Genomic DNA, 15460 nt, shown 5'->3' on the forward strand with positions numbered 1-15460 from the left:
ATAATCCGCGACCATGAGAGCTAGCCATCCCCACATTCGCAGGCACATCCTCGACGCCGGGCGTGCCCTGATCGCGCGCAAAGGCTTTGTCGCGGTTGGGCTCAACGAGATTCTGACGACTGCCGAAATCCCGAAAGGGTCGTTCTATCACTACTTCGGTTCGAAGGAGTCGTTCGGCAGCGAACTGCTGCAACAGTACGTTGCAGACTATGCGATGCGCCTCGACGCATTGTTCGGCCAAGCAGGCGTCAACGGCCGTGACAAGCTGCTGAGCTACTGGGCCGCGTGGCAGCAGGAACAACTCGATCAGGACGGCGGCGAAAAGTGTCTGGTGGTGAAGCTGAGCGCGGAAGTCGGCGATCTTTCGGATGAGATGCGCGTGGTGCTGCGCGACGGCGTCGACCGCTTGATGAGGCGTCTCGCGGCCGTGATCGAAGAGGGGCAAGCCGACGGCTCGCTTTCGCCGGAGATTCGGGCCAAAGAAGCCGCTGAACTCCTTTACCAGATGTGGCTCGGCGCGGCGCTCATCACCAAGCTGCGGCGGGATGGAAGCGCGATGGCGCAAGCCATGGCGGTCACCGTCAGCGTACTTCGCGCGCCTTGAACGTGCCGCGACCGCGATCGCTGCGGTGGCGCTATTGAAGCTTCCCGAACAGCACCACGGCTCAAGGCATTCGAAGAATCACCCGAAGAAACACGCAAAGAAGCGCTCAAAGAAGTTGTAAAAGAAGCACTCAAAAAAACTCACAAAAGCCCTCGCTCCATGCAACACGGAGCCCTTATCGTTGGACATTCCAGGAGATCGATTGTGCGTAGCGTTATCTATTCCTCTTTCGGCAATCCCGCTGACGTGCTGCAGGTCGCGGAACGTTCCACGCCGAATCCCGGCGCGGGGCAGGTGCGCATCAAATCGACCTTGTCGCCGATCCACAATCACGACCTGTGGACGATTCGCGGTCAATACGGCTACAAGCCGCAATTGCCGGCCGTGGGCGGCACCGAAGTGGCCGGCGTGATCGACGCGGTCGGCGAGGGCGTCGGACATCTGAAGCCCGGTCAGCGTGTGGTGGTGGCCGGCATTTACGAAGCCTGGGCCGATTACGTTCTGGCGCCGGCTGCAGGGGTGGTCCCGTTGCCCGACGCGATCAGCGACGAAACCGGCTGTCAGTTGATCGCCATGCCGTTGAGCGCGGTGATGCTGCTGGAATACCTGCATCTGGAACCCGGTCAGTGGTTCATCCAGAACACGGCGAACGGTGCGGTGGGTAAGACGCTGGCGATGCTGGCCGGCGCGCGCGGCATCAACGTGGTCAACCTGGTGCGGCGCGAGGCCGGCATTGCGGAATTGGCCGAGGTGGGTATCGGCAATGCGGTATCGACCGAAAGCGATGGCTGGAAGAAACAGGTTCGCGACATCGTCGGCGGCGCGCCGCTCGTGGCAGGTGTCGATTCGGTGGGCGGCGATGCCAGCGGCGACATCTTCGGTCTGCTTGGCGAAAACGGCACGCTGGTTTCGTTCGGCGCCATGTCCGGTGAGTTGATGCGGATCAGTTCCGGCGATGCGATCTTCAAGCAGGCGACCGTCAAGGGTTTCTGGGCCAGCAAAATTTTCGAGGTCACGTCGGGCGCGGATAAAGCACGCATGATCGGCGAACTGCTGAGACTCGCCGCATCGGGCGAACTGAAGCTGCCGGTCGAAGCTGTCTTCGATGTCGGGAACGTAGCGCAAGCGGCAGCGGCGAGCGAGAAGAGCGCGCGCAAGGGCAAAGTGCTGCTGCGCTTCTAATGGCACAGACGTGTCGCTGCATCGGCACACAAGCTTGTGCCGTGCAGCGCCCATGGGCGATGAACGGACGGGCGTCGATATCCAACGTTCGTTTCCCGGACCTGCCGGAGGTTTTGCGGACGCGGCACATTCCCGAATATTACTGAGCTTGCCGATCATATCGAGGCGTGCCCCGCGCACCAACGCGCGATAAAAAAGGCGGCGCGTAAGCGGTTGAACGCCGCCGCCGGACATGCCGGTCCTCACCGCTTTGAGTAAGTAACGAGTAAGTCCACCAGTCGTAGAGTCGATGCCGCCTCATTCATCAACTCAGGACTCGACGTGAAAAAATCTCTTTGCCGTGAGCGCTGGCTTCCGCTGGCGATCGCATCGTTCTTCATGGTTTCGAGGGCCGCATGGGCCGACGGCGAGAGCCCGGAACCGCCCACGGCGGACGATACGGGCTTCACCGTGCTGAACAATTCGACCAATGTGACGCATTGGGGCCTGGGCGTCGGAGCGGGCATCGAGCAGGCGCCCTACAAAGGCTACGGCACGAAATACACGCCGATTCCGCTGATTTCGTTCGATAACAAATGGGTGCATGCGTTTGGTACGGCAGTCGATCTGAAGATCGGCAAGTGGAACAACGTAAGCCTCGCGCTGCGGGGACAGTATGCGATCGGCGACGGCTACAAGGCGTCCGACGCCCCGATTCTGAGCGGCATGCAAAACCGCAACGGCACGTTCTGGTACGGCCCGGCACTCGCATGGCACACTGCATACGGCACGCTTTCGGGCGATTTTCTGGAAGGCGGTAACAGAGGGCAGAAAGCCGGTATCGACTTCAGCAAGTCCTTCGGATACGGCAAATTCGAGTTTGAACCTCATGTCGGCGTGGATTGGCTGAGTAGCAAATATGTCGACTACTACTATGGCGTGCGTCCCTCTGAAGTGCGCGCCGGCCGCCCGGAATATACTGGCAAGGCGACCTACGACATCTCGGTGGGAACGCGTATCGACTACAAGTTCACGCGCCATCAGATCATGATTCTCGACGTCGGCGTCGCCCATCTTGGCAGCGGCATCACCGACAGCCCGCTGGTGGGTAAGCGTTATATTCCGCAAGCTAGGGTCGGCTACCTTTACGAATTCAATTGAGCACCACCGCATGTCGCGAGTCGCACTGATCGAAGACCACGAGCGCCTGGCCGGCATGATCCGCCAGGCGCTTTCCGCGGCAGGCATCGAGACCGATGTGTTCGGCACGATTTCGGCGGCGCATTTTGCCGTGAGCCGCGCCGACTACGCGGTGTTCATCATCGATCGTGGTTTGCCGGACGGCGATGGCCTGACTTTTCTGCGGACATTACGCGCGGCGGGGCAGATGACACCGTCGCTCATGCTGACGGCGCGCGATGCGCTGCACGATCGCATCGACGGACTGGAGAACGGCGCGGACGACTACGTGACCAAACCCTTTGCCATGAGTGAACTGGTGGCGCGGGTGCGTACGCTGATGCGCCGTCCGGTGGCGCTGGCGGAACTGGTGATCTCGTTCGGCGACATTACGGTCGATCCGCAGCAACGCGTGATGCGCTGTGGCGCGCAGTCCGTGCAACTGGCGCCCGCCGAGTTGCAGATTGCACTGTGCCTCGCGAAGGCGGCGGGTGCGACCGTGCGGCATGCGGCGCTCGAACATGCAGCGTGGGGACTCGGCGAAGCCGTCACGCCCAACGCGCTCGAAGTCACGCTGCATCGTCTGCGCAAGAAATTGACGGCGGTGGGCGCGACGACGCGGCTTGCCAATATTCGCGGCGCGGGCTTCGCGCTTCAGGTCGCGGCACGACTCACGGGGCAGCACTAAATCAACGGCCAATTGCTTACCATGCTCAATCACTGGATTCGCAGTTTGTCCGCGCGGCTTTGGGTGACCAGCATCGTTGCGCTCGCGATCAGCCTGACCGTGCTGGCGACGGCCGCTACCTATGCATTCAGTCATTTCCCCCAGCAGATGCTCGGGCGGCATGAGGAGATGGAAAGCGCCGAGGCGATCGCGAAAGGACTCCGGTTCGATAGCGCCGGCCGTCCGGTTTCCGTGGCGCTTCCCGCGCAGACGGCGTGGCTCTTCGAAGTGGCGCCGACGGAACTGAAATACCGGATACTCGACGAACGCGGCAACGTGTTGCTGGCTTCGAACGGCGGCAAGGGGAGCGATGCATGGATTGAGGGCGACTTATCCGCATCTGCCGGCAATGTTCAACAGGCGGAGATAGACGCGAAGCCATTCGAAGTTCTGACGCTGCGGGTTGCGCATGACCCGGCGGTTGTCTACGTCCAGACCGCGACGGGCGAACGTTTCGTCGACGCGATTATCAGCAGCAAGGTCAAGCCGATGCCGGCGATCATCAGGACGATCATTGTCGTTGCCACGATCATTTTTGGCCTGACTTTCCCCTTTACCGTGCATCGGGTGCTCAAGCCGCTTAGGGAGGCATCGCGCGCGGCTGCGCGCATCACGCCGCGCAACCTCACCACGCGGCTCTCCGTCGAGGGTGTTCCGAGTGAAATCAAGCCGCTGATCCATGCCTTCAACGAAGCGCTCGACAGGCTCGAAAACGGCTTCGCCGTGCAGCAGCAGTTTCTCGCGTCGGCCGCGCACGAGTTGCAGACGCCGCTCACCTTGATCCGCGGTCAGATCGAACTGCAACCGGGGATCGACGACAAAGACCTGCTGTTTCGTGAAATCGATCTGATGGCGCGTCAGGTTCGGCAACTGTTGCATCTCGCCGAAGTCAGCGAGTCGCAGAACTTCAGTTTCGGCGAGGTGAATATCGTCGACGTGGTGCAGGACGTGATGGTTTATCTTGCACGCAAGGCCGACCGCAAGGAGGTGAAGCTTCGGCTCGAAACCGCCGGCGCCTCCCCGTCGATCTGGGCCGACCGAAGCGCGTTGTTCATTCTGCTGAAGAACATCGTCGAGAACGCGATCAATGCGTCGCCGGCGCATAGCGCGGTCGTGCTGATCGTCGATGCCGTCTCGGTGCAGATCCAGGACGAAGGGCCGGGCATCAGGCAGGAGTATTTGCCGTTTCTCTTCAAGCGGTTCTGGCGCTCGCCGGATGCCCAGCACGATGGTGCCGGGCTCGGCCTTGCGATCTGCAAGGAGATCGCCACGGCTCACGAATGGCGTCTGACCGTGAGCAGCCTGGTTTCGGGCACGCGCTTCGCCGTGTGGTTTTCGTAGCGCCGCGCCGCAGCGAATTCTGATGCACGGTGCGGGCCCGGCGCGTGGCAGGGTGTGAATTCCATTCACCCTGCCATGTGCCACGCGCCATCTGCAGCAGCCCGAACCTGCTGCGGGCTGCTTATCCTTTGACGTGTTCCGTCGAGAGCCAGCCTCCGCTCACGCCGATCTGCGCTACCTGTTTTGCCACCGCATCGGCCAGACGCTTTGCATCCGCCGAAACACCGGCCTTCTTCGTTTCGGAGATGCCATGCAAGCCGCCGCTCACGGCCGCCGAAGTCGCGATGCTCCCGGCCGCGGCGCCCACGCCGGCTGTTTCTACCATGCCGGGTGCTTTGCCGCTGTCGCCGGTGGCATTGAAACTTTGCACCAGCCGCGCAGTGCCGCCCGCCGGCTTGTAGAGAATCTGCACGGAACTGCTCACCTCGCTCTTGCCCGCGCCCAGACCGATCAGCACGCGGCGGCGGCGATTACCGGCGTCGATCGTGTCGAAGCTGCCTTGCACGAGCAGGACGTTCTGGTCGGCGGGCGCGGGGATATCCGAGCGAATCGCGCGCAATCCCATCGATTGCAATTGATGCACGATTTCATCGGCGACCTGCTCACGCACGGCGATGGCATCGGCGGATTGCTTTTCCGCGGCGGATGATCCGTCGAGATGCGATTTCAATTTTTGCAGCATGCCGCCATTATCCAGTTTCACCTGATCCGGATTGCTCTCGAAGGTGTAGACATAAATGTTGTCCGGGCGAACTTGCGGCTGTGCGCTGGTCTGGGTTGCATTGTTGATGCTGCCGCCGGCGCAGCCGGTCAGGAGCGCGCTGCCGCAGACCATGGCGATGCACGCAAAACGGGCGGCATTCTTTTTGAGGAAACTCACTGAATTCAACATGTTCATCCTGTCGTCGGCACGCGGTGCCGTTAGGTTCGAATGCATCTTCCGATGATCGGGCAACCGTGGGATCGTGAATCATCGGGATCGCATTCGCACGCGTGTTTGCACAAACAGCACCCTTGATCTCATGCGTCTTTTTTCGTACGCACCGGCAGCGAAACGAAGTATGGGCGAGTCACTTCCCAAACTCCATTCAGCAATTATTTCGCGCTATGTCACGGCGAAACATGCAGATGCGAGGCGGATTTGGCATGGGGTGAAAGCACGGCGACAGGCATCAACTCAAGGCGAGCTTGACGATGCAGCAAAGAACGAAGACGAGAAGGGCAGCGGCGACGGCCATATTCAGCGGGTAGCGCATTGTTCACCAGGCACTAGCGTTGCGGTGCTCTTATCCTAATCACCTGAGGGAAGATGAAAAGTGGGCAGAGCGGCGACTATGTGCGAAAGCCAACGTAGCGCAGCCGAACGGCTGCGCTGCTTGTTGGCGGTAGCGCTTCCAACTGAATTGCGTCCGGAATGAATTGCACGGGCCGCGCGGCATGCATGCGCTCCCGTGCGACGCCACGAATGCACGGTGATCCTGTGGCGCAGTCCGGCGTGTTTTATTGCGACACAGGCGGTTGCATCCCCGCCGGCATGCCATGCGGCATGCGGTTGGCGGCACCGAGGTCTTCCGACAAACTGGTGCGCAGCGTTGCAATGGCCTGGTCGGGATTGGCGGGCTTCAGCTGCTCACGAGCCAGCGAGTCGTACACGTAATGACGCAGCATCGGATCCTGCGTCTTGTTCAACACCTCGTGATACACGGCAATGATCTCGCCTTCACGTCCGCTCATTGCATACAGGCGGCGCAACTGCTCAAGATCGTTGACCACTGCGAATCCTGGACCCATTGGCCCCATTGGGCCGTGCGGGCCAATCGGCTTGTCGCCGTGATGCGGCTCGTCATGCGCGTTAGCGGCTGCGGGCGGCGGCGAGGCTGCTTCCTGTGCCAGCACGCCCGTCGCGGCTACGGTCAAAACGGCGGCCAGTGCCGCGCTCAGCAATCCTTTTTTCATGATGTCGCTCCCATTGAGACAGCGCCGGCGCAAAAGTGCGCCAGCACATCGGCAAAGATAGTCGACATCCCGTTTTATAGGGTTACTGAAGCCGTTTCGTAACTTACCGAGCCTTGCATTCTTCATGCTCGAACCGGTAAAACAGTCCGGCGAGGAGACGGCGCGCCAGGGTGTGCCCGCTGGCGCAATGTGGCCGGATGGCGCATGATTGACGCAATGTGCCGTCCGACCCCAGAAGCAGCAGACGTCTGCGGGAGGCGCGGCGCACGCGACGCCACAGGTGCATAGGCCGGAGAAGCATCGCGGCGATGCACCGCGGGCGAGTATTCAATCGTTAAGGAGGATTTCGCATGGACCGACCTGACGCCGCCAATCCGTTTGGCGATTTCACCAAAATGCTGGAGCAATTCAAGCTTCCCGGCTTCGACGTACCCGCCATCATGGAGGCGCGACGCAAGGACGTGGAAGCGCTGGTTCAGGCAAATCAGACCGCATTCCAGGGCATCCAGTCGCTCGCGCAGAAACAGACCGAGATGCTGCGCACCACGCTGGGCGAATTGCAGTCGCTTACCGGGCAGTTGTCGGCCGGCGGCACCGCGCCTCCGGCGAAAGCCGCCGAGCTGATCCAGCAAAGCCTGCATAAGTCGCTCGCCGATATGCAGCAGTTGGCGCAAGCCGCCTATCAGACGCAGGCCGAGTCGTATGCGGTGATCGCAAAACGCGTCGAAGAAAATGTGCAGGAGCTCAAGTCGCTCTTGCAGCAGCAGAAAAAGTAACGGACGCGGCCGCGTCGGATCGCGTGATCCGGATCCGGCGCGGCTCATGGAAATCGCAATGAAATAGCAGAAAAGCCGTAGTGAAGTACCCAGTGCCGCTGATAACGATCAGGTTATCCGCGGCATTTTTTTGTCTCTCGAATCGCGCTTGTCTTGCGATTTTCTCTTTGCTCAAAGCAGTCTGCACGTGCCTCAATTATCGGAGGAATGTGCGAATCGGCTCGAATTATTCAGCGTTCGCTTACATTGCTCGACACATGCCACGCGCATCGATATTTTTCTGTTCCGGCCCTGTTGCCGGATGCGTATGTTCGCTTTAAACAGGGCGAATCGGAAAAATATGCGCTTGAGCGCCGCCCCTAGGTGATCCTGTCCGCCGATGTCAAACGGTATCGAACGGCGCGGCGCTTGCAGAAGGTTTAAATCGTCTCGCAAACGATTGCTTCACCCTCTCGCGATGCCTAAAGTTTCGCGCCACCACTCCGTAGACGCATTCACGCAACCCAACCGGTCTGAATGCAAACCGGCACCGCCGGTCAGGAATGCGCCCCTGAATTCCCGTTTGTGATCGGCTCATTTGCCGGCCACGAACGTTTCACCTCGAAGGAAATCTCTTGAAACCGATGCTTTCTACAAGCATTGCTCGCGCAATGCTCGGGGCCAGCTGCGCGCTGTCGTTTGCCGCGCACGCCACGCTCGGCCAGAACGTCAGCACTGTCGACAGCGATCAGACACGCCTGCACGCAGTTGCTCATACGGCCACTACGCAGAGCGCGTATTCCGTACACCTGATTACGATGCCGTCCGGCACGCTGGTACGCGAGTACGTGGCGCCCAACGGCATCGTGTTCGGTGTCACGTGGCAAGGTCCGACGCTGCCGGATCTGAGATCCATGCTGGGCGCTTCGTTCGACCAGTATGTCGCCGCTACCGCGACGCGCCGTGGCACGCCGCTCGCGGTGTCCAACAGCGATCTGGTTGTCTACTCCGGTGGCCACCTGCGCGCGTTCGCCGGTTACGCCTATCTGCCGCAAGCGGTGCCCGCGGGCGTCGATGCCGGCGTCATTCAATAACGGAGCGGATCATGCGTCATCAGTCTTCGTTGCTTACCTTGTTGTGCGCGGCGCTGCTCGCCTTGCTCGTCAGTGCCTGCGGCGGCGGGGGCGGTGGCTCCAGCAGTTCCGGCTCTTCGGCGAATTCCAGCACCACGACGAGCGTGGCCGGTCCCACCGTCACGAATACCTCGCCTTCGCCGCAAGTGGTGGCCGCCAACGCAGTGCGCGTGACGGTCGACTCCGGCGTGAGCAACGTGCCGAACATGCCGTTCGTCAGCATCACGATTTGCGCGCCTGGGACCACCCAGTGCCAGACTATCGATCACGTTCTGGTGGATACCGGTTCGTGGGGCGTGCGGGTGTTCGCCTCGCAATTGCCGGCCTCGATGACGCTGCCGCAAGAGCAGGACGGTTCGGGCAATCTGATCGCCGAATGCATGCAGTTTTTCGACGGCTACACGTGGGGTTCGGTGAAGCTCGCCGATCTGCAGATCGCCGGTGAAAAAGCGGCCTCGCTGCCGATCCAGGTGATCGACCCGAACTATGCGTCGGTGCCGTCCGATTGCGCGAGCGTCGGCGCGTCGCGCAACACGCCGGGTACGTTGCAGGCCAACGGCATTCTGGGCATCGGCGTGTTCAAGCATGACTGCGGCGCGAACTGCGTGCAGCAGGCCGTGACCGGTACGTATTACGGTTGCAGCGGCACGGCATGCAAGTCGATTCCGCTTGTCGAAGCGTTGCAGGTCGCCAATCCGGTTCCGTACTTCACCACGGACAACAACGGTTCCATGCTGAGCCTGCCGACGGTATCGGGCGGCGCGCAGTCCGTCACCGGACAACTGGTGTTCGGCATCGGCACGCAGAGCAACAATGCGCTGGGCAGCGCGCAGGTGATCGGCGTGAGTCCGTCGAACGGCACATTTACGACGGTGCAGAACGGCTCGACGTATTCGAGCAGTATTCTGGACAGCGGCTCGACCGGCCTGTTCTTCCAGACCACTGCCATGCCGGCATGCGCGAGCCCCAACAGCGCGTACTACTGCCCGGTGTCGACCCAGTCGTTGAGTGCGATGATCCAGGGGGCGAACGGCACGACGAGCACGGTGAACTTCAGCGTCGGCAATGCCAATACGATTTCGCAGACGTACAGCGGCGACTCGGCGTTGCCGTTGCTGGCGGGACCGGCCTTCGTGACATCGTCGATTTTCGACTGGGGCCTGCCGTTCTTCTACGGCCGTAATGTGTATGCCGCTGTCGAACAGCAGGCGACACCTGGCGGGACGGGGCCGTACGTCGCGTATTGAGCGATACCCAGCTTTGGCGCTGATGAGCAAAAGCCCGTTGCCGGTTCATCCGGCAGCGGGCTTTTTTGCGGAGACTGGAAGCAGGTTATGTGCGGGTGTAGCAATTGGCCTAGCGTCGGCGTGCGGCCCGTTTAGCGGGCGCCGTTTTGGTCGCGTTGGGCCCGGATTGCAACGGCGGCGCTGACGGAGTGGACGGCGCGGCGGTCCCTATGCCGGACGCCTGCGCGGGTTCTGGCGGCATGACAGGTTGTGCGCCTGGTTGTGCCTCCACCGCTTGCAACGTGCGCGCCAGCGCCGCATGTGCCTTATGCGTCGTCTGCAACGGCGTTTGCACCGCCCCGGTTTTGCTCGCCGGCTTCACCGCTTCGCGCGCCTGCTTTTTGTCGCCGGCCGCCGCAATCACCCGATGCACGAACCGCAACTTGTCCACCACCGGCGAGGCCAGCGTGAACGGATAACCGTCGGGCATGCCGAGACTGCGGTTCAGGCTGTTCAACGCGTAGGTGAGCGGGAACCAGCGCTTCATCAGATTCTCGAAACTCGCATCTTCCACCGGCGTGCGGTCGGTCAGCGTCGGCTCGCTTGGGTCGTCCGGCAACAAGGCGAGACCGTACGAGGTCGACGTATCCAGCACGTCGACGATCAGCATGTAGTGCGCCCACGTCTCGGCCCAATCTTCCCAGGGATGCATCGTCGCATAGGCGCTGATGTACGAGGCCTGCCAGTCGTTCGGCGCGCCGTCGCGATAGTAGGCCGTCAGCGCCTCCCCGTAGTCGGCGCGCTCGTCGCCGAACAGCTTGCGGTAGGGCTCGAGCCAGTGCGGATCGTTCTCGACCAGCTGGCTGAAGTAGTAGTGGCCCGTCTCGTGGCGGAAGTGGCCGAGCAGCGTGCGGTACGGCTCGCCCATCGCGCTGCGCACCTTTTCGCGGTAGGCGTCGTCGGCTTCGGCGATGTTCAGCGTGATGAGACCGTTGTTGTGGCCGGTCATGACCTGCTCCCCATCGTCGCCGTCCTCGAGAAATTCGAATGCGAGACCATGCTCGGGATCGGCCTGGCGCGACGGCACGTCGACGCCGAGCGCGGCCAGCGTGTAAAGCAGCCGCCGCTTGGCTACCTCCAGCCGGTACCAGTAGAACCGGTTGTCCGGCTCGCCCAGATTTGGAATCGTGCGCGTCAGCTGGCAGGCGCGGCACAGTGCGTCGGGTGAATCGGCGGGGATCATCCAGTTGCAGACATCTTCGACTTCGTAGTTGTGGCACTGCCGGAACAGCGCGCCCTCGGCACGTGGATGCAGACTGCGCCAGCGTCCTTCCCCGGCTTCTTCGAAGGCGCTGATTTCGGCCAGTTCAGGCACATATCCGAGCAAAGCCTCGCACCGTTCGCAGCGAACGTTTTCGTAGAACACAAGGTGCGAGCAGCGATTGCAGTGGAAGGTTCTCATCGATCGGGCCCGGGTGGTGGGTGGCAATCATGAAGCAACAGGCGGGGCGCTTTGCCGGCAGGCTGTACGTTGGCTGCCGGGCACGCTGAGCGTCCTCGAGCGCCCGCAAGGAAAGACGAAACAATGCGCAATCTTTATGCCGCATTTGCCAGACGTCACTGGTTTAACGCACATTACGTGCATGATCGTGCATCGGCGCTGCGCCGATTTGGTGCGTGGCATCCGAAAAGGCCGTGGCAAGGCGCGCGGATCGATCGACCGGACGGTCGGCAGACGCGGCAAACTTCGTAGCAGACGGTCATCCAGGCAGTACAGGCAGTTCCAGCGGTTTTTCGAACCACGGCATGAAGCTTGCTTTTTGGCGGGCTGCCATCCCTTGTCCAGGAGTCAAGTGTGTCCATACGCGTCGCGTTGAATCATGTCACACATTACCGCTACGACAGGCTGGTTGCGCTGTCGCCCCAGGTCGTGCGTCTCAGGCCTGCGCCGCATTGCCGGACCCCGATTCTGTCTTATTCGATGCGGGTCGAACCGGCTGAACACTTCATCAACTGGCAGCAGGACGCGTTTGCCAACTATCAGGCGCGCCTCGTCTTCCCCGAAAAGACACGCGAATTCAAGGTGACCGTGGATCTGATCGCCGAGATGGCGGTCTATAACCCGTTCGACTTCTTTCTCGAGCCTTCGGCGGAAAAGTTTCCGTTCGACTATGCGCCCGGTCTCGCACTCGAACTCGCGCCGTACCTCGTCAAGCGGGAGATGACGCCGCGCTTCGCCGAGTTCGTTGCGAGTATCGACCGCACGCCGATGGTCACCGCCGACTTCCTCGTCGCCCTGAATCAGCGGCTGCAACGCGAGATCCGCTACCTGATCCGCATGGAGCCCGGCGTGCAGACGCCCGAGGAAACGCTGGTGAACGCCTCGGGTTCGTGCCGCGATTCGGGCTGGCTGCTGGTCGAGACGCTCCGGCAACTGGGGCTGGCGGCGCGCTTCGTGTCAGGCTATCTGCTGCAACTCGCGCCCGACGTCAAATCCATCGACGGCCCGAGCGGCACCGAAGTCGACTTCACCGACCTGCACGCATGGTGCGAGGTCTACCTGCCGGGCGCGGGCTGGATCGGCCTCGACCCGACCTCCGGCCTGCTCGCCGGGGAAGGCCACATTCCGGTTGCCTGCACGCCGGAACCCGGCAGTGCGGCGCCGATCTCCGGCGCGGTCGACGAATCCGAAGTCGAGTTCGAGCACACCATGTCGATCGAACGGGTGCTGGAGACGCCGCGCGTCACCAGGCCGTTCAGCGAAGCGGTATGGGACGACGTGCTGAAAATGGGCGAGCAGGTCGATCAGCGCCTGACCGAGATGGACGTGCGCCTGACGATGGGCGGCGAGCCGACCTTCGTGTCGGTGCGCGATCGCGACGCCGCCGAATGGAACACCGACGCGCTCGGCCCCACCAAACGCGGCTACGCGGTCGCGCTGATGGACAAGCTGCGCTCGCGTTACGGCGCGAACGGCTTTCTGCACATCGGCCAGGGCAAGTGGTATCCGGGCGAACAGTTGCCGCGCTGGGCCATGTCGCTCTACTGGCGTGCCGATGGCGAGCCGTGCTGGCAAGACCCCACGCTCTTCGCCGACGAGCGCGAGCCGGGCACCTACACGGCCGCCGATGCCCAGCGCTTTCTGTCGCATCTGGCGACCAAGCTGGCGCTCGACACGGACTGCATCCAGCCCGGTTACGAAGACGTCTGGTACTACCTGTGGCGCGAGCGCCGTCTGCCGGTCAACGTCGATCCGCTCGATGCGCGTCTGGACGACGAGTTGGAGCGTGTGCGTTTGCGGCGCGTGTTCGATGCGGGCCTGGGCGGCGCGACGGGTTTCGTCCTGCCGCTCGCGCGTGAACGCGACGTGCCGAACGAGGCGCCGAAGTGGGTCAGCGGCCGCTGGTTCTTCCGCGACGAACGCATGTTCCTGATCCCCGGCGACTCGCCGATGGGTTATCGCTTGCCACTCGATTCGCTGCCGTGGGTGTCGAAGACCGACTATCCGTATCAGCACGCGCACGATCCGTTTGCGCCACCCGTGCCGTTGCGCCCGGCCGCGCAATTGCGCATGCAATACGAAGGCGACGGTGAGTCCCGCCGCACCTTGAGTTCTGCCGAGGCGCGGCGGGCGGCGGCGTTGTCGTCGTCAGCGGCGGATTTGTTGAGCGGCATGCCGGGCAGCGGCGTGCTGGCCTTTGCGCCTCAGTCGGGCGATCAGCCGCCGGCGCGCGGGCAGTCGTCGAAGGAAACGCTGCGCACGGCGATCTGCGTCGAAGCGCGCGACCCGAAACGCGCCGCCGGTCCCAAGGCGGAAACCGAAGCGTTCGGCAGCGGCCGCTCGCTGCTGCATGTGTTTATGCCGCCGCTCACCGAACTCGACGACTACCTCGATCTGCTCGCCGCGATCGAAGCGACGGCGGCCGAGTTGCAGATGCAGATCGTGCTCGAAGGCTATCCGCCGCCGCGCGATGCGCGCCTGAAGGTCCTGCAGGTAACGCCGGACCCGGGTGTGATCGAGGTGAACATTCATCCGGCCTCGAGCTGGGAGCAACTGGTCGACAACACGGAGTATCTGTATCAGTCGGCGGCCGAAAGCTATCTGAGTACCGAGAAGTTCATGACCGACGGCCGGCATACGGGGACCGGCGGCGGCAATCACTTCGTGCTCGGCGGCGCGACGCCTGCCGATAGTCCTTTCCTGCGCCGTCCCGATCTGCTGGCGAGCCTGATCGCGTATTGGCACAACCATCCGTCGCTGTCGTATCTGTTTTCCGGGCTCTTTATCGGGCCGACGAGCCAGGCGCCGCGTGTCGACGAAGCACGCAACGACCAGGTGTATGAACTCGAAGTGGCGTTCCGCGAGTTGCAGCGGCAGATCGATCTGCTCGGCGGCCGCGACAGCGCCAATCTGCCGGCGTGGATGATCGACCGCTCGTTGCGCAACATCCTGATCGACGTGACGGGCAACACGCACCGTGCCGAGTTCTGCATCGACAAACTCTATTCGCCCGATGGTCCGACGGGCCGCCTCGGCCTGCTCGAATTGCGCGGTTTCGAAATGCCGCCGCATGCGCGTATGAGTCTCGTGCAGCAGTTGCTGCTGCGTGCACTGGTGGCGCGCTTCTGGCACACGCCGTACACGCAGCGGCTCACGCGCTGGGGCACGGAATTGCACGACCGCTTCCTGCTCGGCTCCTTCGTGAAGATGGATTTCGACGACGTGCTCGGCGAACTCAACCAGGCGGGCTTTGCCTTCGAGAGCAGTTGGTTCGCCCCGCACTTCGAGTTCCGCTTCCCGCTGGTCGGCGAGACCACGGTGAACGGCGTCTCGCTGACCATCCGTAACGCCCTCGAACCCTGGCATGTGATGGGCGAGGAGGGGTCGCCGGGCGGTACGGTGCGGTATGTTGATTCGTCGGTGGAAAGGCTTGAAGTGCGTGCGCTCGGTTTGAACGACAACCGCCATGTGCTGACCGTCAACGGGGTGCCGGTGCCGCTTCAGCCGACGGGCCGCGTCAGCGAATATGTGGCCGGCGTGCGCTTTCGCGCCTGGTCGCAACCGTCGGCGCTGCATCCGACCATCGGCGTGGATGCGCCGCTTACTTTCGACCTGGTCGATACATGGACTGGCCGCTCGGTCGGCGGATGCCAGTATCATGTCGCTCATCCAGGCGGGCGCAACTATGAGACTTTCCCGGTCAACGCCTATGAGGCTGAAAGCCGGCGGCGCTCGCGCTTCCTGGCAATCGGGCATACGCCGGGGCCGCTCACGGTGGGCGCGCCGCAGCGCAGCCTCGAATTTCCGTTCACGCTGGACCTGCGGTACTGGTAACCTGGTAGACTGGAAAGCCGCAGCATACTTTTAAAAACGACAC

General features: G+C 62.4%; 11 protein-coding genes and 1 pseudogene. 9 read left to right on the top strand and 3 right to left on the bottom strand.

Features of this window, described 5'->3' with window-relative positions; all coding sequences use genetic code 11:
• The first annotated feature begins 13 nt into the window (after window positions 1-13).
• The 5 genes from ACOSV0_RS25400 to ACOSV0_RS25420 all read left to right on the top strand — a co-directional run bounded on the left by ACOSV0_RS25400 (window position 14) and on the right by ACOSV0_RS25420 (window position 5012).
• Entirely contained in the window at window positions 14-604 is a 591-nt protein-coding gene (locus tag ACOSV0_RS25400) for a TetR/AcrR family transcriptional regulator (RefSeq protein ID WP_434114775.1), read from the top strand.
• 204 nt (window positions 605-808) lie between these two features.
• Window positions 809-1786 (top strand): zinc-binding dehydrogenase, encoded by a 978-nt coding sequence (locus tag ACOSV0_RS25405; protein ID WP_434114776.1) that lies wholly within the window; start codon window positions 809-811, stop codon window positions 1784-1786.
• Window positions 1787-2107: 321 nt separating this feature from the next.
• Complete coding sequence (locus tag ACOSV0_RS25410; RefSeq protein WP_434114778.1) at window positions 2108-2926, top strand: MipA/OmpV family protein; 819 nt, start codon at window positions 2108-2110, stop codon at window positions 2924-2926.
• Window positions 2927-2936: 10 nt separating this feature from the next.
• Window positions 2937-3632: a response regulator transcription factor gene (locus tag ACOSV0_RS25415; protein ID WP_434114779.1), complete on the top strand. Its 696-nt coding sequence runs from the start codon at window positions 2937-2939 to the stop codon at window positions 3630-3632.
• A gap of 21 nt (window positions 3633-3653) precedes the next feature.
• Window positions 3654-5012 (top strand): ATP-binding protein, encoded by a 1359-nt coding sequence (locus ACOSV0_RS25420; RefSeq protein WP_434114781.1) that lies wholly within the window; start codon window positions 3654-3656, stop codon window positions 5010-5012.
• A gap of 121 nt (window positions 5013-5133) precedes the next feature.
• Here the strand turns inward: ACOSV0_RS25420 and ACOSV0_RS25425 are convergent, their stop codons facing one another.
• A complete protein-coding gene (locus ACOSV0_RS25425; protein WP_434114783.1) occupies window positions 5134-5904 on the bottom strand; it encodes a DUF4410 domain-containing protein in 771 nt (256 codons plus the stop codon).
• Between the two features lie 608 nt (window positions 5905-6512).
• Window positions 6513-6968, bottom strand: coding sequence for a hypothetical protein (locus ACOSV0_RS25430; RefSeq protein WP_434114785.1), 456 nt, complete (start codon window positions 6966-6968; stop codon window positions 6513-6515).
• Window positions 6969-7318: 350 nt separating this feature from the next.
• On the opposite strand from ACOSV0_RS25430, the gene ACOSV0_RS25435 reads away from it, so the two are divergent.
• From ACOSV0_RS25435 to ACOSV0_RS25445, 3 genes are all read left to right on the top strand, one after another.
• Window positions 7319-7744, top strand: coding sequence for a phasin family protein (locus tag ACOSV0_RS25435; RefSeq protein ID WP_434114786.1), 426 nt, complete (start codon window positions 7319-7321; stop codon window positions 7742-7744).
• Between the two features lie 623 nt (window positions 7745-8367).
• Window positions 8368-8817 (top strand): DUF2844 domain-containing protein, encoded by a 450-nt coding sequence (locus ACOSV0_RS25440; protein ID WP_434116134.1) that lies wholly within the window; start codon window positions 8368-8370, stop codon window positions 8815-8817.
• An 11-nt stretch (window positions 8818-8828) separates the two neighbouring features.
• A complete protein-coding gene (locus tag ACOSV0_RS25445; protein ID WP_434114787.1) occupies window positions 8829-10103 on the top strand; it encodes a DUF3443 domain-containing protein in 1275 nt (424 codons plus the stop codon).
• 370 nt (window positions 10104-10473) lie between these two features.
• On the opposite strand, the pseudogene ACOSV0_RS25450 reads toward ACOSV0_RS25445, so the two are convergent.
• Window positions 10474-11544, bottom strand: a pseudogene (locus ACOSV0_RS25450) (zinc-binding metallopeptidase family protein); the annotation flags it as partial.
• Between the two features lie 393 nt (window positions 11545-11937).
• On the opposite strand from ACOSV0_RS25450, the gene ACOSV0_RS25455 reads away from it, so the two are divergent.
• Window positions 11938-15417 (top strand): DUF2126 domain-containing protein, encoded by a 3480-nt coding sequence (locus tag ACOSV0_RS25455; RefSeq protein ID WP_434114789.1) that lies wholly within the window; start codon window positions 11938-11940, stop codon window positions 15415-15417.
• The last annotated feature ends 43 nt before the right edge of the window (window positions 15418-15460 follow it).

This window comes from Paraburkholderia caffeinilytica (assembly GCF_051027425.1).
Classification (GTDB): Bacteria; Pseudomonadota; Gammaproteobacteria; order Burkholderiales; family Burkholderiaceae; genus Paraburkholderia; species Paraburkholderia caffeinilytica_A.

What these genes read in the sequence shown, in the direction of transcription:
- ACOSV0_RS25400 (WP_434114775.1), top strand. Translation starts at nt 14, where the DNA reads ATGAGAGCTAGCCATCCCCACATTCGCAGGCACATCCTCGACGCCGGG.
- ACOSV0_RS25415 (WP_434114779.1), top strand. Translation starts at nt 2,937, where the DNA reads ATGTCGCGAGTCGCACTGATCGAAGACCACGAGCGCCTGGCCGGCATG.
- ACOSV0_RS25420 (WP_434114781.1), top strand. Translation starts at nt 3,654, where the DNA reads ATGCTCAATCACTGGATTCGCAGTTTGTCCGCGCGGCTTTGGGTGACC.
- ACOSV0_RS25425 (WP_434114783.1), bottom strand. Translation starts at nt 5,904, where the DNA reads ATGTTGAATTCAGTGAGTTTCCTCAAAAAGAATGCCGCCCGTTTTGCG.
- ACOSV0_RS25430 (WP_434114785.1), bottom strand. Translation starts at nt 6,968, where the DNA reads ATGAAAAAAGGATTGCTGAGCGCGGCACTGGCCGCCGTTTTGACCGTA.
- ACOSV0_RS25435 (WP_434114786.1), top strand. Translation starts at nt 7,319, where the DNA reads ATGGACCGACCTGACGCCGCCAATCCGTTTGGCGATTTCACCAAAATG.
- ACOSV0_RS25440 (WP_434116134.1), top strand. Translation starts at nt 8,368, where the DNA reads ATGCTTTCTACAAGCATTGCTCGCGCAATGCTCGGGGCCAGCTGCGCG.
- ACOSV0_RS25445 (WP_434114787.1), top strand. Translation starts at nt 8,829, where the DNA reads ATGCGTCATCAGTCTTCGTTGCTTACCTTGTTGTGCGCGGCGCTGCTC.